The following is a 17,934-nucleotide window of genomic DNA, read 5'->3' as shown; positions in this document are numbered from 1 at the left end:
TCAGCCCGGCAGCGCGTACTCGCCCGTCTCCAGGGGGTCGACCAGGCCGTCGGCGACCAGCGCGTCGAGGGCGCGTTCGCGCTGCGCGGCCTCGTCCCAGACCGCGTCCAGGGCGGCCTTGGGCACCGGCCCGGGCGCGTCGCGCAGCACCGCGAGCAGTCTGCCGCGCACCTGGCGGTCCGTCCCCGCGTAGCTCTGCCCGCGCCGGGGCGGACCGTCGTGCGGAGGCTTTCCGGCCAGCGCCCACGCGCACCGGTCGGAGACCGGGCACACCCCGCACTTGGGCGCCCGCGCGGTGCACACCAGCGCGCCCAGCTCCATCACGGCGACGCCCCAGCGGGCGGCCACGGCCGGCTCCTCGGGCAGCAGCGACTCGGCGAGCGTGTACTCGGCCCTGCCGGGGGTCCTGGGCGGGTACTCGACCCCGGTCTCCAACCGGGCCAGGACCCTGCGCACGTTGGTGTCCAGGACGGCGTGCCGCTGCCCGAAAGCGAAGCTCGCCACGGCGGCCGCGGTGTACACCCCGACCCCGGGAAGCGCCAGCAGGTCCGCGTGCGCCCGGGGGACCTCGCCGCCGTGCCGGTCAACGACGGCTTTGGCGCAGGCGTGCAGGTTCAGCGCGCGGCGCGGGTATCCGAGCCGGTTCCACATCCGCACCGCCTCGCCGGAGGGCTCGGCCGCGAGGGAGGCGGGGGTGGGCCAGCGTTCGAGCCACGCCTTCCACGCCGGGAGGACGCGGACCACCGGCGTCTGCTGGAGCATGATCTCGCTGACCAGGACGCTCCACGGCGTGGCGTCGTCCGCGCGCCAGGGGAGATCCCGGGCGTTGGCGTCATACCAGGCGAGAACCGCTGTGCGGTACGGGTTTTCGGTCATACGCAATCAGACATCCAACGGCGGGTCGGGTAGGTGCAAAATCTGAAACCCGGGATACTACGCCCATGGCTTCGAGCGCTGGACACCCTGGACCGGTGAGCAACGCGACGTACTGGAGGCGTCGCGTCTTTCTGCTGATCGGACTGCTCGCGGTGCTGACACTGATCGCGTTCGCGTGCAGGCCGTCCGCGGAGGAGAACGCGACGAACTCGGCGAACGTCGACTCCGGTCCGGAGACCGATGACCAGGTGGCCGAGTCGCCCGATCCCAGTATCCCAGCCTCGCCCCCGCCCAGCGCCGAGCCCGCCGATGAGCCGGATGCCGGGCCCGGCGGGGAGGGCGGCGCGGGGGGCGGTTCCGGCGGGGTCGGCGCGGACGCCGACGCCGACGCCGGCGCCGAGGACGGGGGCGAAGGCGCGGACGCGGACCGTCAGGCCGTTCCCGCGCCCGAGGCCCCCGAGGACGCCTGCCGCCCCGAGGACGTGGTCGTGACGCTCAGCACCGACCAGGCCGACTACGCCTGGGACGAGGAGCCGAAGCTCAGCGTCTCGGTGGTCAACACCGGGGCCCAGACCTGCACGGTGGACATCGGCCGCGAAGCCATGGAACTGCGCGTCACCTCCGGTGAGGACCGGATCTGGTCCACCGCGGACTGCGTCGAGGGCGACGCCGCCGACAACGAGCAGCTGCGCCGGGGCGTTCCGCACACCGCCGTCGTCACCTGGGAGCGCAAGCGCTCCTGGACCGACTGCCGTGACCAGGACTCCGACGCCCGCTCCGGCACCTACGTCGTGACGCTGCACAGCGACTACGACGAGGGCGCGGAGGCCCAGGTCTTCCGGCTCAACTAGCGTCCTGCGCCCGCTCCCACCCGCCGACCTCGACCTCCCCGGGATCTTGGAAGCGGTCGAGACCCCGGAGACGTCGAGGTCGGCGGGTGGAGGCGAGGCCTATCCGGGGCGGCGGCGCAGGGTGATCTCGGCGTTGGCGCCGGTGTCGGGGCTTACGACGACCTCCTGGCCGGCGGCGATGCCGTCCACGGTGAAGTCCGCGTCCACCGGGATGTTCCGCTTGACCAGGCCCAGGGCGACGGGTCCCAGTTCGAAGTGGCGGGCGGAGGAGCCGACGAAGCCGACGGCGCGGCCGTCGAGTTCGACGGGGGCGCCGCGTTCGGGCAGCCGCTCGGCGGTGCCGTCCAGGTGCAGCATCACCAGGCGGCGCGGCGGGCGGCCCAGGTTGTGCACCCGCGCCACCGTCTCCTGGCCCGGGTAGCAGCCCTTCTCCAGGTGCACGGCGGAACCGATCCAGCCCATCTCGTGCGCGATGGCGCGGTGGTCGGTGTCCAGGCCGAGGCGGGGGCGGTGCGCGGCGATCCGGCGCGCTTCGTAAGCCCACATGCCTGCCGGACGGGCGCCCGCGGCGGTGAGGGCGTCGGCGACGGCCTCGAGCGCGTCCACGGGCAGGAACAGGTCGGTCTCGTCGTCGGCGACCCGGACGGGCGTCCCCGGCGGCAGCGCGGAACCGGCCGCGCCCAGGACCGCGGCGCGCTCGGGTCCCGCGACGGTCAGGACCGCGCGCTCGTCGCTGAGGTCGGCCACCTCCACCCGCAGCATGAACCGCATGGAGTCCAGGAAGCGGGTGAGTTCGGCGGCGGTCCCCGGCTCGACGTGCGCCCACAGCGAGGTGCCGTCGTCCACGGCCGACAGGTGGTGCAGGATGTGCCCCTTGGCGTCCATCACCAGGGCCTCGGTGGCGGTGCCGGGGGCGATCCCGTCGAGGAACTGGCTGGTGAGGCTGTGTAGCCAGCTCAACCGGTCCGGGCCCGTGACGCGGACGACGCCCCGGTTGCCCCGGTCGGTCCAGCCGGAGCCGCGTTCCAGCGCGCGTTGCTCCTGGGACGGCTCTCCGTAGTGGGCTGCGATGGCGGTGTCGGGCGTCTCGGCGGACACCGCGCCGGGACGCTTGAGCAGCGGCGAAGTCATACCTGTGAGCTTATGTCCCCGCCCGCGCGGGGCCTCTCCGATCCACCCGGAAAAACATTTGCGGCCCCGAGGGGCGGACGCGTAACGTCGGGAGTACGCAGGAAAGGAGGTGGTCCAAAAGTGTATTCTTTTAGGACTCGCGAGGTGTTCGTCCGCTAGGGCGAATCGCTGTTCGGATCGCCCAGGCGATTCCACGATGGACACCCAGACCCTCGGGTGGCCGGCCTTGTCCGACCGGCCCCGGCACGATGCCGGACAATACGCCCGGGGGTCCGTCCATGTCCGGACCCCGCACCCCTTCCGCGTCTTCTGCTACCTGTCCACTCGCTTGAGCTGGGCGGACATGTACGACTGGAGCTCGTGGCCGTCGGCGGCCAGGTCCCACGCGTATCCGAGCGTCTCACGGTCGTCCCCGAACAGCCCGTACAGCCGGTGGCCGCCGGTCGCGGCCAGCCCCGTCTCGGTGCGCAGTACGACGTCGGTGTGGATCTCCACGCGATTGGCGAAGATCGTGCCGAGGTAGACCTCGTTGAAGCCCTCGGGGTGCGACAGCAGCACCTCCAGGTGCACACCGGGCTTGTCCGGGGTGCTCTGCTCGGCGGTCTCGCCCAGGCGCACCCGCCAGTAGCCGGACTCCGAGGTGACCGGCTCGCCGAGGGAGCCGTCCTCGTTCAGCCGCCACACCCGGCTCCGGTAGCTCAGGTACGGGTGGCCCTCATGGGTGAACTCGACCTCCTGGCCGAACTGGAACTCTTCGGTGCCCTCATAGCCGGCGACGCCGACGCCCTCCCAGCGGCCGAGGAGGAACGACAGGCGCGCGAGCTCCGGGTGAATCTCAGGCTGCATAATCTCCGAGCCTAGCGGCGCGCGCGCCCGTCCGGATCCATTGGCGGGGCGGTGGATCCGGGCAGCCGTTTCCCCTTCGGCTTCGTCCCGTCCTCCGCGGGAGTCCACTCCCCATTCCCGCCCGATTCTCCCGCTCCGACTATCACTGAAGGCATCCTCGGGCAAGGACCGCCATGACGGATATCACTACGGATCCTGGTAAAGAAGAAGCAACGGACCTCGGGACGCACGATCATGGATAGCCTGCGGCGAGCGACAACAGAGAAGAGGCGGCTTTCATGCTGGTGATTGGGACGGCCCTCCTACTCGGCGCGGCGATCCTGGCACCACTGGGCCTCCTCGCCCTTCGGCGCTGGTCCGTGCGGCGGGACATCGCCGAACTGCGTCCCGAGGCGTTCGCCGCGCTGGAGGGCGACGAGGTCACGCTCAGCGGTTTCGCGTCGAAAGGACCCGAAGGCGGCCTGGAGTCGCGCCTGGCCGGGGCGGAGTGCGTCTGGCACGGGCACGAGGTGCTGCGGCACTACGCGACCTGGCGCACCCTGGAGGAGACCGGGGAGCGCGAGCAGGTCCTCGGAAGCGACTCGATCGCCGATTACGGTTCTCCGGAACCGTTCGGGATCACCGGTTCCGAAAGCGGTTGGCTGAATGAGCAGCCGATCCTGGTGGACCCGGTCGAGGCGCACACCGAGGGCGTGCACATGTGCCTCCAGCGCGTCGTGAGCCGTCCCCAGCGCGGCGTCCCCGCCCCCGCCGACGACCTCCTCGGCCGGGTCAAGGGGCGCATCTCGGGGATCTTCCGGGGGGAGACGATCGAGTTCGAGTACCGCGAGTGGGTGATCCGCCCGGGCGATCCCATCATCGTGCGCGGCAGGGTCGCGATGCGCGACGGCAGACCGATCCTGGTCGCGCCCCAGGACGGCCGCCTCAGCATCGAGCACGGGGCCGCCGTGGTCTCGTCCGTCCCGGCGCGGGCGACCGACGCCCTGCTGCTGGGCGGCGGCGCGCTCGCCTCGGCTCTGGTGGGCCTGCTGTTCGTCCTGGGAGGAATCTGACCGGGCCCGGCGGCCACTACGCTGACAGCATGAATCGCGCGTTGGTGATCAAGGCGACGGCAGGCGAGGAATCCCCCGAGCGCTGCAACCAGGCTTTCACGGTCGCGGCGGCGGCGGTGGCGAGCGGAGTGCGGGTGTCGCTCTGGCTCACCGGTGAGGCGAGCTGGCTGGCGGTCCCCGGTCGCGCGGCGAAGTTCGCGCTCCCGCACGCGGCCCCCCTCGACGACCTGCTCGACGTGGTGCTGACCGGCGGCCGGGTCACCGTCTGCACCCAGTGCGCGGCCCGCCGCGAACTCACCCGGGCCGACCTCGTCCCGGGCGTGCGTATCGCGGGCGCGCCCAGCTTCGTCGAAGAGGTCACCGAAGAGGGCGTCCAGGCGCTGGTCTACTGAGCCCCGGGTCCGGTCCCGCCCGCCGCGGCGGGCGGGACCGGACGGAGGATCCCCGCCGCCCCGTCACCGGGAGTCAGGGGGCGTGGCCCGGTCAGGAGCAGACGGTCCCGTTGAGCCGGAACTCGCTGGGCGGTGAGACGCTGCCGCTCTTGTCGGCGACGAACCCCAGGGTCGTGCTCTGTCCCGCCTGGAGGGTGGGATTCCACGAGGGGGCGGACACGGTGGTCCGGCCGCCGCTCTGCGACCATCGGCCGTTCCAGCCGTTCGTGACGGTCACCCCGGGGGAGTCCCAGGCCAGCTGCCAGTCGGTGACCGCGGAGGAGCCGGTGTTGGTGATCTCGACGGAGCCCTGGAAGCCGCTGCCCCAGTCGTTGACCACGGTGTAGTCGACGGCGCAGGGACCGCTCGGCTCGTCGGGGTCGTCCGGGTCTCCGGGGTCCTCGGTTCCGCCGAGGGCGGCGTAGACCGCGTCCCAGGCGGGCTTGGGCTGGTACTGCGCGTCGTAGAGCAGCGCGGCGCCCTGCCCGTCGAACACGTCGGGGACCCAGGAGTGGCCGTCGTCGACACCCCAGACGGTCACCCCGATGCAGCGCGGGACGGCCAGGCAGGCGTTCACGACCGTTGTGTAGTCGTCGGCCTGCTGCCGCAGCTTCGAGGCGTCGGAGGGCGTCTGCATCCGGATGTCCAGCTCGGTGATCGCCACGTCCAGGCCCAGGTCCGCGAAGCGCTGGATGTTCTGCCGCATCGAGGAGGGGACCTGGCCGGAGACGAGGTGGGACTGGATGCCGATGCCGTGCAGCGGGACGCCTTCGTCGAGGAGCCGCACGGCCAGGTCGTACAGGCCGTCGCTCTTGGAGTTGATCCCGGCGACGTTGTAGTCGTTGATGTACAGCTCGGCGTTCGGGTCCACCTCGTGCGCCTTGCGCAGCGCGTCGGCGATGTAGTCCTGCCCCAGCCCCCGGTACCAGATGCTGTCGCGGAACGTGCCGTCCTCGTTGAACGGCTCGTTCACCACGTCCCAGGCGTAGACGTCACCCGCGTAGCGCCCGGCCACGGCCTCGATGTGGTCGTCCATGATGCCCTGGAGCTGGGAGCCGGAGAAGCTCCCGTCGTTCAGCCAGGACGGCAGCTGGCTGTGCCAGACCAGCGTGTGCCCTCGGACGATCTGGTCGTTCTGCTCGGCGAAGTCGATGATCGAGTCGGCCGGTCCCCAGTTGTACTGGCCGCGCCGGCCCTCCAGGGACTCCCACTTCATCTCGTTCTCGGCGGTGACGGCGCTGAACTGCTCCCCGGCGATCTGCCGGTACTGCGGGACGGAGAGGTGCTGGTTGGCGATCGCCGATCCGAAGTGGATGCCCTGCCGCGCCGCGACCTGCCGCAGCGGGTCGGCCGCGTGGGCCGCCGTGGTACCGGCCGCGACGAGCCCGGCCGCGAACAGGCTGGTGGTGAGGAGGAGGCCGAGCAGCCGTCCGGCTGCTCTCCGGGGGGTGGTGCGGTGACGGGATTCCGCCATCGGTGCGTCCTTTCGTGCGACGGTGCGTACCTTTTCCGCGACCGACTCGCCCCCACAGCTGCCGGTACCGACCATCCACGAATGGGAACGCTCCCATGAAGTGCAGTGTGAGCGTTGTCACAGTGTGATGATCGGTGGCCAATCTAACACCCGGAGAAGTTCCGGGAAAGGCCCTCCGCGCGGGAACAGGGCCGCGCGGGGAGCAGGTCACACCTCCACGATCACCGTGAACGGCCCCTCGTTGGTCAGCGACACCGACATCTCCGCGCCGAACACGCCCGTCTCCACCCGCGCGCCCAGCCCCCGCAGCTCCTTGACCACCAGGTCCACGAGGGGCTCGGCGACCGGGCCCGGGGCCGCGGCCTGCCAGGTGGGGCGGCGGCCCTTGCGGGCGTCGCCGTACAGCGTGAACTGGCTGACCACCAGCAACGGGGCGCCGACGTCGGAGCAGGACCTCTCGCCCCCGAGTATCCGCAGTGTCCAGAGCTTGCGGGCCAGCGCCGCGGCCTCCCGCTCGCCGTCGGTGTGCGTCACACCGACCAGCGCCATCAGCCCGGGTTCGGTGATGGCGCCGACGACCTCGCCGCCGACGGTCACCGAGGCGTGCGCCACCCGCTGCACCACCGCTCGCATCGAAATCCTCCTTCGCTCAGCCCAGGGCCCGGAACTGCCGGGTGTTGGAGATGACGCCCGACAATGTCAGGGTGAAGGTCCTGATGGAGTCGGCGAAGTCGTCCAGGCCCCAGTCCTGCGGCCCGTAGTACCAGGACAGGCCGCCCTCCCCGGGGTCGGCCGAGCCCGCCGCCGCGAGGATTCGCGCCCAGCGCTCCACGTTGTCGAAGATGATCGCGTACGGAAGGTACCGCGAGAACAGCTGGACCCGGCGCTCCGGCGGGATGTCGTCCACCCGGGCGCGCAGCAGGTAGGCCCGGAAACCGGCGGTGTGCGCGAACACGGCACTGCCCAGCCGGGTCTTGGCCGGCATGTACTGCGCTCCGACGGTCACCGCGGCGCCCGCGATGACCAGCGCGAGCCCGGTGAACGCGGCGCGGGTGAAGACCGCCAGGGCCACGGTGACGACCACCCCGAGCACGGTCAGCGCGATCCCCAGGGTCGTCCACTGGTTGCGCTCCCGGTTGGGCCTGCGCGCGAACCACTTCAACCGCACCATGTCGCGGTACAGCTCGTGCCGCACCCCCGCCAGCCGGTGCGCGAACTCCTCGTCCAGTTCGGACAGCCGGACCGTGTCGCGGGCGTGGAAGAGGGCGTCCAGCATCAGCTGCTCGTACGGCAGGAGGGAGCCCTCGCCGCGCCGCCCGGTGCGGGTCAGCGTCCACTCGATCGAGGCGAAGCGCTCGTGCGGCAGCTCCTCGATGCACAGGTAGCCGCGGACCGCCAGGTCCACCACCGTCGCGGTGATGTCCACCACGTCCGCCTGCTCGTCGATGAGGGTGCCGATCTGCCCCGGGTGCACGTCGTCGGGCGGCCGGAAGCGCAGGTTCCCGCCTACGCCGGACTGCACCGGGGCGTGGTCGCCGAGCCGGGCCTCGGTGCGCAGCGCCCGTTCGTCCCGCCCCCGGATCCGGATCAGCACGACCAGCCCGCCCACCAGGACCACCAGCAGCAGCCCGAAGACGCTCGCGGTACCGGGTGTGATCGCGAACGCCGAGGCCAACGACCAGGTGCGGTCCAGCACCAGGGTGCTGGGCGCGGTCCCCGACGGGTACCCGACCACGATGCCGAGCGTCTGGCCCGCGTCCAGGTCGGCCTGCAGGAAGCGGGCGATGAGTGCCTGGGAACCCCCCATGTCGGAGGAGGTGCAGTAGATGGAGCTGCGCGGTTCCCCCGCGGAGCACGACAGGGCCTGCGGCGGCTGGGGGGCGTCCACGACCACCGTCGTCTCGTCGACGGGGGCGCTGTACCCGCCGACAGCCGTCCACTCCAGCTCCAGCCGCTCGCCGATGCCCTCGACGGCGCCCAGCACCTTGTAGTCCACGATGACGAACCCGCTGCCGGCCACGGTCAGCGTGGCGTCCAGGGTGGTCTCGTGCTCGGTGGTCGAGACGGCCACGGGGCTGCCGTCGCCCGCCTGCGCGGTCAGGTCGACGACCTCGTACTTCCGGTCGTGCTCGGTGTCGTAGGGCTTGCGGACGAGGAAGGTCCGCGTGAACTCCTCGGGGCCGCCCCCGCCGAAGGTGATGCGCTCCTGCGCGTGCAGGACGCCGTTCTGGTCGAGGCGGAAGGAGATCTCGTTGACGATCTGCCCGTCCGCGGCCTCGCCCGGCCGGACCGCGTGCGTCGGCGGCTCGCTCTGGGCGGCCTCCGCGGCGGGAGCTCCCGCAAGCAGCGTCCCGACAAGGACCACGACAGCCAGCACTCCTCGGGAAGCCACCCCCGCCACCCCCTCCACATCCCGTCCACCGGCTCGCATTCGGGGAGCCTACCGGCCGAAGGTGGCCGCATCGAGAAAGGAGCCGGGACAGAAGGCACCCCTTTTCACCCGGCATAATCGAAAAGTCGCATCGATGGTCCGGCCACGGGGGTGGTGGCTGGGAAGGAGGCGGGTCGACTCGATGGCACAGCCGAGTGGGGGCCGCGGCCGCGGAGGCGAGTACGCGCTGCCCGTGCACGCCGCCAAGCCCCGGCCGCACCTGGACATAGGCGTTCTCGTCGTGCTCATCACGGGCCTGGCCGCGGTCGCGCTGGCCGGGTTCGCGACGGTGGCGTCCTTCTTCGAGACGGGAGCCCGCCCCGTCCCACCGGCAGAGCCCGCGGCGGAGGCAACGGCCGACACGGAGCAGTACCAGGCGTCCCTCGCGCGGGAGACGCTGAGGGCGAACCCGCTCTACACGAGTGGGCAGCTGGCCTCGGTCACCTGCCCCGCCCCGGCTCTGGACGTCGACGACCCGGTCTCCATGGAGGCGTTCCTGCACAGTGTGACCGACTGCCTCGACAAGGCGTGGAGCGTCCACTTCGAGGACTCCGAGCTGCCGTTCGAACCGCCGAACCGGATCTACTGGTACACCTCCGGGCAGAGCCCGTGCGGAAACTACCCGGTCGAGGGGTCGTCCGCGTTCTACTGCCACGCCAACAAGGGCCTCTACCTCGGAGTGGAGGACATCGTGGAGACGTCCGGGCACATCGGGGAGGCCGAGGCGTACACCTTCCTGCTCAGCCACGAGTACGGCCACCACGTGCAGGGCGAGTCGGGCATTCTGGGCCAGTACCAGCAGTCGCGGGGGGACAGCGAGGCCGCCGGTGAGCGGGACCTGTGGACGCGCCGCAGCGAACTCCAGGCCAACTGCCTGGGAGGGGTGTTCCTGGGCTCGGTGGCGGACAGCTTCCCCATAGGGGAGGACGAGCGCGCGGACGTCCTCGAGGACGCCGCGATGCGCGCGGACCGCGGTGACGTCCACACGCACGGGACCCCCGCCAACGGCCGGATGTGGACGGAGCACGGGATGGACCGGATGGACCCCGCGTCCTGCAACACGTGGGAGGCCGAGGAGGAACTGGTCGACTGACCGGAGCGGCGGGCGAGCGAGCTGAGGCGGTTGCGGATGCGGGTGTACGGCGGGGCAGGAGACGGCGGTGCGCGCTCCGCGGATCCGCCCGCGCGCGGCATCGCCTTCTACGCCGCGGTCGGGGCGGCGGTGCTGGCCCTGGTGGTCCTCGTGTGGCACAGCACCGCTGCGGGAGGCGGTCCGGCGGGCCCGCACTCGGCCGGTGCCGCCTCGACCGCCCCGCTGGAACCGGCTCCGGGAGACGAGCACCGGTCGGTCACCGGCGGGCCGAGTCCGGGAGCGCCCACCGGTGAGACCGCGCTCCTGCACAACCCGCTCTACTCGACCGGCCGCCTCGCCCCGCTGCCCTGCCCGGCGCCGGAGCTCGACATCGACTCCTCCGAGTCGGTCGAGGACTTCCTCAACACGGTCGCGGACTGCCTGGACGACACCTGGGCCACCCAGTTCGCCAAGGCGGGCCTGGTCTTCGAGCCTCCGGGGCGGGTCTTCTGGGACGAGCCAGGGGTCAGCCCGTGCCGTGAGTACCCGTCGACCGCGGGCGGGTTCTACTGCAGGTCCAGCAAGAGCGTGTACATCGGTACCGCGGACGTGGTCGAGAAGTGGAACCGCAGCACGGACAGCGTCGTCTACGCCTCCCTGCTCGCGCACGAGTACGGCCATCACGTGCAGGGCGAGTCGGGGCTGCTGGAGTACTACCACGAGCGCCGCCGCCTGGAACCCGAGACCGCGCAGCGGAGCGCCTGGACCCGGAAGAGCGAACTCCAGGCGAACTGTCTGGCGGGAGCGTTCCTCGGCGCGGTGAGCGTCACCTACCCGATCGGCGGAGCCGAACGCGAGGTGATCATCGAGGACGCGGCCGCCACCGCGGACCGCGCCGACAGCACCGAGGAGGAGCGCACGCACGGCTCTGCGGACAACAGCATGCTGTGGATCGAGCACGGTATGGAGCACCAGTCGCCCGGGGCCTGCAACACCTGGAGCGCGGACGAGGACGTGCTCCAGTAGGAGGCCGTCCGTCCGCCGCTCCCGGACGGTGCGCCGGGGCCGCTACCAGCGACCGTACGGGCCCTCACCGGGGCGGCCGATACCGCGTACCGCGGGGCGCACGTCGAGGATGAAGATCAGGGCGGCGATCAGCGCCAGGATCGTCATGAACACGAACCAGCCCATCACCGCGCCGAGCGAGATCAGCGTGCCCGCGCTGAGCAGGCCCACCCACAGGCCCTTGGTCTGCTTGTCCATCGCGGGGAACGCCTGCGCGGGCGTGCGGACGGCTTCGACCAGCGCGTACAGCGTTGTCACGAAGATCGCCAGGTAGATGACTTTCCACAGCAAACCGATAAAGGTCATGGCGAACACGTGAGCACCCGGCCTTTGCCTAGCGAGAGAACCTTGTCTTCAGGGTAAACGCGGGACCGCCGCGAATCGTGCCCGGAACAGGCCGGGCGGCGCCGCGTCACATGGGCAGGTGCCACAGGGCGAGCGTCGTGGTCATCAGGGCGACAGAGCCCAGCAGGACGGCCGCGGTGGCCGACCGGGACAGCTCGGCCGGGTTGAGCAGGCGGGACACGCGGGTCACGACCTCGGGCTGCTGGGAGTTGGGCACGACCGCCATCGCTCCGGCGGGGACCGCGGGACCTCCCGCGGTCCCGAAGCGCACCAGCGCCGTCGCCAGCTCTCTGGGGGAGTGCTCGCGGCGGGCCCGGTCGTCCGCGCACATCTCGATGAGCAGCGCCACGGTGTTGTAGTACTTCTCCATGAAGCCGACCCGGGGGAAGGCGCGCTTGAGCGAGGAGAAGGGGAGGAGGACGAGGTCGTGCCGCTGGCGCAGGTGGGCGTGCTCGTGGGCCAGGACCGCGGCGAGCTCGTGGCGGTCCAGCACCGCGAGCGCCCCCGCACTGATCACGATCTGCGAGTTCAGCACACCCGGCAGGCAGTAGGCCGCAGCGGCGGGGTGGTCCAGCACCCTGGCGCCCGGCACCTCCGGGTCGTCGCGGGCCACGAGTTCGAGCAGGTCGCGGTGGCGGCGGCGGGTGCGCAGCACCTGGACGAAGGAGGTGACCAGGCCCCAGAAGAGGAGCAGGGTCAGCCCGACCGCGGCGACGACCGCGACCACCTGGGTGGCGGCGAACCGGTTGCCGTCGAACGCGGCCAGCTGCGCGCCGTTCACGCTCGCGTCCCGCGCGAGGGCGAGCAGGCCGTGCGCGACCCCGCGCCCGTAGGAGGTGAGGCCGAAGGCCAGCAGCGCGCCGATGGTGGAGATCCCCCAGGCCAGACCCAGCGCCTGCCAGGCGATGATCGCGATGTGGGGCCCCCGGGCAGGCCATTCGGCACGCCGGAGGTGGTAAGCGGCGAAAAGACAGCCGCCTGCGATCGTGGTGAGCAGTGCGGCACTGACCATTCGACTACGTCCTAGGGCTCGTCGCTCTCCGCGAGCGCGCGGCGAAGCGCTTCGGCTTCCGGTCCGCTCATCGACCGCACGAAGGCGGCCAGCGCGGCGTCCCGGTCACCCGTCTGACCAAGCGCGTCGAACATCAGTTCCGAGACGTAGTTCTCCCGGCTGGCGGCCGGACGGTAACGCCACGCGCGCCCCTCTCGGGTGCGTTGCACGACCCCCTTCTTGGCGAGTCGGTCGAGCACGGTCATGACGGTCGTGTGCGCGAGATCGCGGTCAGAGAGGGCGCGCCCCACTTCGCGAACCGTCATTGGCTCGATTCGTTCCCACAGTACATCCATTACCGCACGTTCAAGGTCGCCGAGCCGATTCATAGAAGTCAGTTTACCGCCGGTAGTACTACGGCACGTAGGGGGTAGGGCTCCCGATGTGCGACCTGCGGAAACGCCACGATAGCGCGTCCCGATGTGCGGTGAATAGTACTTCCCAGACCCAGCCATGATCATCCCTGCTTAGGAAGAGCCCTAGCCGCGGCGCGCTGGCGGGTGATGAGCGCCTCGATCTCGGCGACCGGCATCCCGCCCGGCGTGTACGCGGCGAGCGCGGCCTCGTGGGGCGGGAGCGAGTCCCGGATGATCCGGGCGGTGCGCAGGATGCTGCGGACGCGGTCTACGACGTCGGGGGGGATCCCCTCGCCGGGAGCGCAGCCCTGCTTTGCGTGCCCACCCGAACGCGGTGTTGCGATTGATCCCCAGCTCTCGGGCTGTCCCGGTGACGTTGCCGGACTGGGCCATCCGTTCTAGGAACCGTTCCCGCAGCCGGGCTAGTTCTTGCTTGGAAAACGACACGGTGGTCGCAACCTCCCCAGAGTCAGGGTGTTGCGACCACCGTTAGAACCCAAGATCCGGGGGGCCGTCGCGTTTTTCAGAACTGGTCAGAGCCTGCGACCTGCCCGATCGGGAACACGTGCCGGGACGCAGCGCAAACCGTTTCCAGCGCGTGGATCGGCGCATCGTCCATGGAGTAGCTGACCCGCAGCACCTGCACCACCCACTCGCCCGGAACATCCAGGAGATCGGCCTCATACGGTGTCGGCGGCCGCGCGGTCAGCGTCTCGGTGGCGTGACTGAAGACGTGGCCCATCTCCTCGATAGCGGCCTGGAGGGTTGGGAGGACGAACCCGTCCCCGTCGAGCCGGGTCCCCTCGGCGACATCCACCCGGAAGTAGGACGTCGAGATTCGCACCGGTACCGTGTTCGCCCAGAACATTTTGCGGCGCGCGATCACGTCCTCACCCGCTTCGACGCGCAGCCCAGCGGCAACGTGCTCCGACGCGGGTTCGCGGCCCACGTAGAGCATCTTCCGTTCCGGTTCCAGGCCCTGCTGCGCAGCCTCGGTGAGGTACAGACTCCTCGATCCGCGGGTTGCCGGCGGGGTCGGTAGCGCCCGCTGTACGAGGATGCGCGGCCGCGGTTCGGTCGGCCCGGCAGGCGCCTGGTGGTCAGCAGCGCCGGCCTTCTTCATTTGCGAGACCCGCCCCGGGGTGACGCCGAGGTGTCGGGCGATGTCCTCCTGGCGGAGCCCGGACTGCTGCGCCTCGATGATCGCGGCACGGCGAATTCGGGACAGCTCCACGGACTGCCCCTGGAGTGTGGTCATGGCGCTCGACGCGGCGCGCGCCCGGTCGAGTGGGTCGGTGATGGCTGCAATGTCGTGCAGCGTCCTCGCATCCACGCTGGTGGGTCCTCTTCTCGAAATCCACCCGCGAACTTTAGCCCCTCTATTGTGCGTGGTCGCACGGCTGGGTTACCGTCGCGGTAGCGCAAAGTTTAGCCCCTATAAATAGTCTCCCATAAGGGACTATCCGGGGTAGAGAGGGCGGGCGGATGATTGGCGGTCACAGACCCCAGTTTGCCCCACACCTCTGGCTCGCGCGCTCCGGACGCCGCGCGGCCGTGCCTGACTTGGCGGTCACCGGTCGCGCGGCCCCATCTCCCTGGTGGAGCGGCCCTCCCAGCCGCATGCGACCGAAGGATCGATGATGCGCTTCCTGTATCTGCTTGTTTCGCTACTGCTGGCGATGGCCACACCGGTTCGTCGGACCGGGCCCGCCCAGCCGGTGCTGCCCGCGCCGCGCCACGCCGCGCCCCCGCGCCGCCAGGCCCGGCCCATCCCCGCGCCCGAGGCCCGCATCCCGAACTACCCGGCGTTCGCCGAGACCGCCGAAACCCACAGCCCCCTGTGGGAGATCACCTACGAGTACGGTGGCCGCGCCCCCTACACGGCGCGGCACCGCGCCAACGGCACCATCGTCGCCGCGGGCGACCTCGCCACCCTGGACTGGGCGCTGTACGCCTACGTCGTGCCGCCGACGAACCCGGACATCGCCCGCGCCCGCCCGCCGCGCGGCGGCCGCGCCCGCGCCTACGCGCCCGCCCCGTGACCCGGCCCCGGCTTCGGCTCCGGTTGCGCCTGGACCTGGCCCTCACGGCCGAACAGGAGCAGGCGTACCGGTTCGAGCACGGACTCGGCCCCGAGCAGGCGATCCGCGACCACGTCCGCGACCTGGTCCAGGCCGAGCTGGAGGGCCTCGGCGTGGACTGGTGGGACATCACCATCGACTGAGGGAGGACGGCTGTGGCCACCTACGACATCGGCGGCGACCAGGCGGCTGGCCCCGAAGGCCGGGAGCTGTCGCCCGGCGAGCACTGGCTGACGGCCGAGGAGATCGCGGCCCTGGTCGCGCCGGACGCGATCCGCGTCGAGGTCGTGGACCTGAACTCGGTCGCGGTGCACGTCGGCTGCCGGGTCGAGGTGTACACGGCGGCGGACGACGGGCCGGAGCCGCTGTCCGGCTCGGTGGATCCGCGTGCCGTCGAGGACGTCGTGCGCCGCCTCGCGGCCGCCTACGGGCAGGCACTATCTCTGCTGCGGTCGCCGCATCTGCGGGAGCCGGGCGCCGCCGAGCAGGCGAGCGCGTGGATGCGGCGGTCGCCGTAGACGCCTGCCAGCCAGGGATGAGCTGGCAGGCGGGCCGCGCACGCGAAGAAGCCCCCGCACTCCGTACTGTAGGACCCCTGGCCAAGTACTTGGTCCCCTTGTGGGGAAGGGGGTCCGGCGTCTTCCGTCAACGGGTCGCGCGGACACTGAGCGGGCGGCCGGGGCGGGGCCCGGCCGGGACCCCGGTGTCAGCGCGGCCACACGTGGCCCTTGAACGTGGCGCGGTTCAGGTGGATCGGATGCCTGCCGACGTTGTGCAGGCGCAGATCCATCGTCCGGCCGTCGGCGATCCGGTTGACGACCGGGATCACCGGGAACTCGCGGCCGCCCGTGCCGAGCCCCTCCGCGGGCGGGTGCAGCTGGTACTCCTTCGTGGCGCGGATGTAGTCGACCATGCGGATCTGGACCTCGCGGCCCGTCTCCAGCCCCTCCAGGTCGAGCCACAGGGCCCCGTTGACGTCGCCGGGCCTGGTCATGACGGCGAGCCCGTCTTTGTGCGCGGTCCCGGCGGTGTCGGTCCACACGGTGTCCCAGCGCAGGGCGACGTATCTGCTGGGCGGGATCTCCACGCGCTTGGTGTGCGCCATGTTCAGGTAGTGCGGCATGTCGTCCTCCGAAGAAGGAATGCTTCCCCAGGTCGCGGGTTCGGCGAAGGTCCCGTTCCGGACGAGGGCGTACGCCTCGTCGCCGGGGCACGACGTCGGGACGAAGTCGCGGTGCCCCTTCACCGTCCCGGCGATGCTGGAGCGCGGCTCCATGAGCCACTCGCGGAGCTGGCGCACGGCGTTGACCTGGCCGGGGGTGATCTCGTCGGTCGGCCCGGTCGCGAGCGTCACCGAGTAGTGGGTGGTGTTGCCGCCGGGTTGCGCGGCCTGGGTCCGGAACAGGCCGCGTCCCTCGATCACGTAGGCGTGCGGACACGCCATGAAGGAGTTCCCGGTGAAGTACACCGTTCCCTTGCGGCGGGCCAGCCAGGTCCCGTTCGGAGTCGTCGGACACCAGATGTGGCCTTCGTAGGGCTCCCGGGTGATGGAGAACGTCGACTCGCGCGCGGCTGCTGCCTTGGGAGAGAAGTGGGTCTTCCGACGCAGTTCGACCTTCCACATGTCGTACTTCGTGTTCTTGGTGGGAGGCCGACGGCGCAGCGAGGTCGCGTGGCCGGCCAACGTCGCGGCGAACTGGAACGCCTCGGCGGCGGCTCTGCTCTTCTGGCTGAGCGCCTGAGCGTCGACCGTCCGGTTGCCGTGCCCATCCGCCAGCAGAGACACCTGAAGGAACAGGTCGAGCTGGGCTCGGGTGAGCGTGCGCAGGAACTCGTGTCGCGGTACCCGGTCCGGTGCCTGGTCGGCCAGGACGCGCTCCGCTCCCGCGGAGAGGCGGAACTCCGCCACGTTCCTGTTCCGGGCCTCCCCCCATCGGGGAACCCCGTCCGGAACGGGACCGGGCGGGGGGAACCCGTCACAGGCGGGGCCGAACAGGGCGTGAAGTGCCGCTCTGATCCGGGCCGCGTTCCCGGGGTTCTTCTGTTCCGACTGGCGGATCGCCACCCCGGTGCCGGGAGACCGGCTCCTGCTTTGTGGCTTGTCGTGGCCTTCGGCCCAGAACCACGCCACCAGTTCGACGAGGGCGTCCGACCACTTGGGTTCGGTCGGCAGGCCGCCACAGGGCGCTGACAGCGGGACGCGGTCCCGGTAGGTCAGGGACTCGGTGGTCGCCCACACGCGCTCACGCCCCTGCGGTGCGCGCTCTGCCCGGCCGGTGGCAGCCCACTTGCCGCTGCCGTCCTTCTTCCCTTCGGTGCCCGTGCGCCGGTGGAAACGCTCCACGGGCCACCTGTGGGCGGGGGTGGTCAGGGAGGAGTGGTCCCGGCCCTCCATGAGCACCAGTTCCCGAGAGGCCTTCGGGAAGATGTTCACGGCCAGAACCGGCTGCCACTGCGACATCCCGGTCTCGTGGTGGAGAGTGAGGACGATGTCGCTCTCGTTGACCTGCCGGAAGGTCTTCCAGCCGTCCTCGGTGAGGATCTCGGTCGATTCGTCGACGCAGTAACCGATGTCGGCCCACCCGCGAGCCGGCCCGGTGTGGAACTCCCTGACGCGCCTCCAGTAGGCGAGGCACTCGGCGTGGGGCTTGTCGGCGAGGCGCTGGTCGGTGGAGTCGTAGTGGATCACCAGGCCGCTCTTCGGGTCGGCCCGCCCGGCCGGGGACGGCCCCCAGCCGAGGGCGGATCTGGACACGTAGTTCTCGGGACGGGGCATACGGCCCTCCGTGCGGGGAGAGAACGTCCTTGGGTAGGGCTTTACCGGATTGTTTGCCCCGGAAGGGCAACGGTTAAGCACCTTCCGGAAACATGT

The 17,934-nt window shown here is 71.0% G+C and carries 19 protein-coding genes; 8 read left to right on the top strand and 11 right to left on the bottom strand.

The window, feature by feature from the left end:
* Positions 1–876 (bottom strand): A/G-specific adenine glycosylase, encoded by an 876-nt coding sequence (locus tag EV190_RS02610; protein ID WP_133740137.1) that lies wholly within the window; start codon positions 874–876, stop codon positions 1–3.
* A gap of 95 nt (positions 877–971) precedes the next feature.
* Here EV190_RS02610 and EV190_RS02605 point away from each other — a divergent pair, with 95 nt between their 5' ends.
* Entirely contained in the window at positions 972–1,727 is a 756-nt protein-coding gene (locus tag EV190_RS02605) for a hypothetical protein (RefSeq protein WP_243742289.1), read from the top strand.
* 99 nt (positions 1,728–1,826) lie between these two features.
* Here the strand turns inward: EV190_RS02605 and ygfZ are convergent, their stop codons facing one another.
* Together ygfZ and EV190_RS02595 are read right to left on the bottom strand one after the other, a co-directional pair.
* Positions 1,827–2,858, bottom strand: coding sequence for a CAF17-like 4Fe-4S cluster assembly/insertion protein YgfZ (gene ygfZ, locus EV190_RS02600; RefSeq protein WP_133739760.1), 1,032 nt, complete (start codon positions 2,856–2,858; stop codon positions 1,827–1,829).
* A 312-nt stretch (positions 2,859–3,170) separates the two neighbouring features.
* On the bottom strand, positions 3,171–3,704 hold the full coding sequence (locus EV190_RS02595) for a nitrobindin family protein (RefSeq protein WP_133739759.1): 534 nt from the start codon (positions 3,702–3,704) through the stop codon (positions 3,171–3,173).
* Between the two features lie 278 nt (positions 3,705–3,982).
* Between EV190_RS02595 and EV190_RS02590 the strand changes: the two genes are divergently transcribed.
* Positions 3,983–4,756, top strand: a complete 774-nt coding sequence (locus tag EV190_RS02590; RefSeq protein WP_133739758.1) for a hypothetical protein — start codon at positions 3,983–3,985, stop codon at positions 4,754–4,756.
* 29 nt (positions 4,757–4,785) lie between these two features.
* Entirely contained in the window at positions 4,786–5,148 is a 363-nt protein-coding gene (locus EV190_RS02585; protein ID WP_133739757.1) for a DsrE family protein, read from the top strand.
* A gap of 91 nt (positions 5,149–5,239) precedes the next feature.
* Here the strand turns inward: EV190_RS02585 and EV190_RS02580 are convergent, their stop codons facing one another.
* The 3 genes from EV190_RS02580 to EV190_RS02570 all read right to left on the bottom strand — a co-directional run bounded on the left by EV190_RS02580 (position 5,240) and on the right by EV190_RS02570 (position 9,092).
* On the bottom strand, positions 5,240–6,661 hold the full coding sequence (locus tag EV190_RS02580) for an endo-1,4-beta-xylanase (RefSeq protein ID WP_133739756.1): 1,422 nt from the start codon (positions 6,659–6,661) through the stop codon (positions 5,240–5,242).
* 207 nt (positions 6,662–6,868) lie between these two features.
* Positions 6,869–7,294 (bottom strand): D-aminoacyl-tRNA deacylase, encoded by a 426-nt coding sequence (gene dtd / locus EV190_RS02575; protein WP_133739755.1) that lies wholly within the window; start codon positions 7,292–7,294, stop codon positions 6,869–6,871.
* 16 nt (positions 7,295–7,310) lie between these two features.
* Positions 7,311–9,092, bottom strand: a complete 1,782-nt coding sequence (locus EV190_RS02570) for a DUF2207 domain-containing protein (RefSeq protein WP_133739754.1) — start codon at positions 9,090–9,092, stop codon at positions 7,311–7,313.
* A 142-nt stretch (positions 9,093–9,234) separates the two neighbouring features.
* Between EV190_RS02570 and EV190_RS02565 the strand changes: the two genes are divergently transcribed.
* Both EV190_RS02565 and EV190_RS02560 read left to right on the top strand, forming a co-directional pair.
* Positions 9,235–10,185, top strand: a complete 951-nt coding sequence (locus EV190_RS02565; RefSeq protein WP_133739753.1) for a neutral zinc metallopeptidase — start codon at positions 9,235–9,237, stop codon at positions 10,183–10,185.
* A 36-nt stretch (positions 10,186–10,221) separates the two neighbouring features.
* Positions 10,222–11,190: a neutral zinc metallopeptidase gene (locus EV190_RS02560; RefSeq protein ID WP_133739752.1), complete on the top strand. Its 969-nt coding sequence runs from the start codon at positions 10,222–10,224 to the stop codon at positions 11,188–11,190.
* A 42-nt stretch (positions 11,191–11,232) separates the two neighbouring features.
* Here EV190_RS02560 and EV190_RS02555 read toward each other — a convergent pair whose 3' ends face one another.
* The 4 genes from EV190_RS02555 to EV190_RS02535 all read right to left on the bottom strand — a co-directional run bounded on the left by EV190_RS02555 (position 11,233) and on the right by EV190_RS02535 (position 14,314).
* Positions 11,233–11,535 carry a DUF2516 family protein gene (locus EV190_RS02555; RefSeq protein WP_133739751.1) on the bottom strand — a complete coding sequence of 101 codons (303 nt, stop codon included), beginning with the start codon at positions 11,533–11,535 and terminating at the stop codon, positions 11,233–11,235.
* 106 nt (positions 11,536–11,641) lie between these two features.
* The gene (locus EV190_RS02550) at positions 11,642–12,586 is read right to left on the bottom strand and encodes a M56 family metallopeptidase (protein ID WP_133739750.1); all 945 of its coding nucleotides are present in this window, start codon (positions 12,584–12,586) and stop codon (positions 11,642–11,644) included.
* Positions 12,587–12,597: 11 nt separating this feature from the next.
* A complete protein-coding gene (locus EV190_RS02545) occupies positions 12,598–12,954 on the bottom strand; it encodes a BlaI/MecI/CopY family transcriptional regulator (RefSeq protein ID WP_133739749.1) in 357 nt (118 codons plus the stop codon).
* A 550-nt stretch (positions 12,955–13,504) separates the two neighbouring features.
* Positions 13,505–14,314, bottom strand: coding sequence for a GntR family transcriptional regulator (locus tag EV190_RS02535; protein WP_133739747.1), 810 nt, complete (start codon positions 14,312–14,314; stop codon positions 13,505–13,507).
* Positions 14,315–14,621: 307 nt separating this feature from the next.
* Between EV190_RS02535 and EV190_RS02530 the strand changes: the two genes are divergently transcribed.
* The 3 genes from EV190_RS02530 to EV190_RS02520 are packed head-to-tail and all read left to right on the top strand — an operon-like array spanning position 14,622 to position 15,580.
* Positions 14,622–15,023, top strand: a complete 402-nt coding sequence (locus EV190_RS02530) for a hypothetical protein (protein ID WP_133739746.1) — start codon at positions 14,622–14,624, stop codon at positions 15,021–15,023.
* A complete protein-coding gene (locus tag EV190_RS02525) occupies positions 15,020–15,205 on the top strand; it encodes a hypothetical protein (protein ID WP_133739745.1) in 186 nt (61 codons plus the stop codon). Before EV190_RS02530 ends, EV190_RS02525 begins: the two co-directional genes overlap by 4 nt.
* A 12-nt stretch (positions 15,206–15,217) precedes the next feature.
* Positions 15,218–15,580 (top strand): hypothetical protein, encoded by a 363-nt coding sequence (locus tag EV190_RS02520; RefSeq protein WP_133739744.1) that lies wholly within the window; start codon positions 15,218–15,220, stop codon positions 15,578–15,580.
* A 188-nt stretch (positions 15,581–15,768) separates the two neighbouring features.
* Here the strand turns inward: EV190_RS02520 and EV190_RS02515 are convergent, their stop codons facing one another.
* Positions 15,769–17,838, bottom strand: coding sequence for a Hint domain-containing protein (locus tag EV190_RS02515; RefSeq protein ID WP_133739743.1), 2,070 nt, complete (start codon positions 17,836–17,838; stop codon positions 15,769–15,771).
* Positions 17,839–17,934 lie beyond the last annotated feature (96 nt).

The organism is Actinorugispora endophytica (genome assembly GCF_004363075.1).
GTDB lineage: Bacteria > Actinomycetota > Actinomycetes > Streptosporangiales > Streptosporangiaceae > Actinorugispora > Actinorugispora endophytica.
Note: the sequence above shows the minus strand (reverse complement) of the source record. Positions and strands in the feature narration are given on the sequence as shown.

Coding starts and splice junctions, on each gene's coding strand:
- EV190_RS02545 (WP_133739749.1), bottom strand. CDS start 12,954: ATGAATCGGCTCGGCGACCTTGAACGTGCGGTAATGGATGTACTGTGG.
- EV190_RS02530 (WP_133739746.1), top strand. CDS start 14,622: ATGCGCTTCCTGTATCTGCTTGTTTCGCTACTGCTGGCGATGGCCACA.
- EV190_RS02585 (WP_133739757.1), top strand. CDS start 4,786: ATGAATCGCGCGTTGGTGATCAAGGCGACGGCAGGCGAGGAATCCCCC.
- EV190_RS02550 (WP_133739750.1), bottom strand. CDS start 12,586: ATGGTCAGTGCCGCACTGCTCACCACGATCGCAGGCGGCTGTCTTTTC.
- EV190_RS02515 (WP_133739743.1), bottom strand. CDS start 17,838: ATGCCCCGTCCCGAGAACTACGTGTCCAGATCCGCCCTCGGCTGGGGG.
- EV190_RS02570 (WP_133739754.1), bottom strand. CDS start 9,092: ATGCGAGCCGGTGGACGGGATGTGGAGGGGGTGGCGGGGGTGGCTTCC.
- EV190_RS02560 (WP_133739752.1), top strand. CDS start 10,222: ATGCGGGTGTACGGCGGGGCAGGAGACGGCGGTGCGCGCTCCGCGGAT.
- EV190_RS02580 (WP_133739756.1), bottom strand. CDS start 6,661: ATGGCGGAATCCCGTCACCGCACCACCCCCCGGAGAGCAGCCGGACGG.
- ygfZ (WP_133739760.1), bottom strand. CDS start 2,858: ATGACTTCGCCGCTGCTCAAGCGTCCCGGCGCGGTGTCCGCCGAGACG.
- EV190_RS02565 (WP_133739753.1), top strand. CDS start 9,235: ATGGCACAGCCGAGTGGGGGCCGCGGCCGCGGAGGCGAGTACGCGCTG.
- EV190_RS02595 (WP_133739759.1), bottom strand. CDS start 3,704: ATGCAGCCTGAGATTCACCCGGAGCTCGCGCGCCTGTCGTTCCTCCTC.
- EV190_RS02590 (WP_133739758.1), top strand. CDS start 3,983: ATGCTGGTGATTGGGACGGCCCTCCTACTCGGCGCGGCGATCCTGGCA.
- EV190_RS02610 (WP_133740137.1), bottom strand. CDS start 876: ATGACCGAAAACCCGTACCGCACAGCGGTTCTCGCCTGGTATGACGCC.
- EV190_RS02555 (WP_133739751.1), bottom strand. CDS start 11,535: ATGACCTTTATCGGTTTGCTGTGGAAAGTCATCTACCTGGCGATCTTC.
- dtd (WP_133739755.1), bottom strand. CDS start 7,294: ATGCGAGCGGTGGTGCAGCGGGTGGCGCACGCCTCGGTGACCGTCGGC.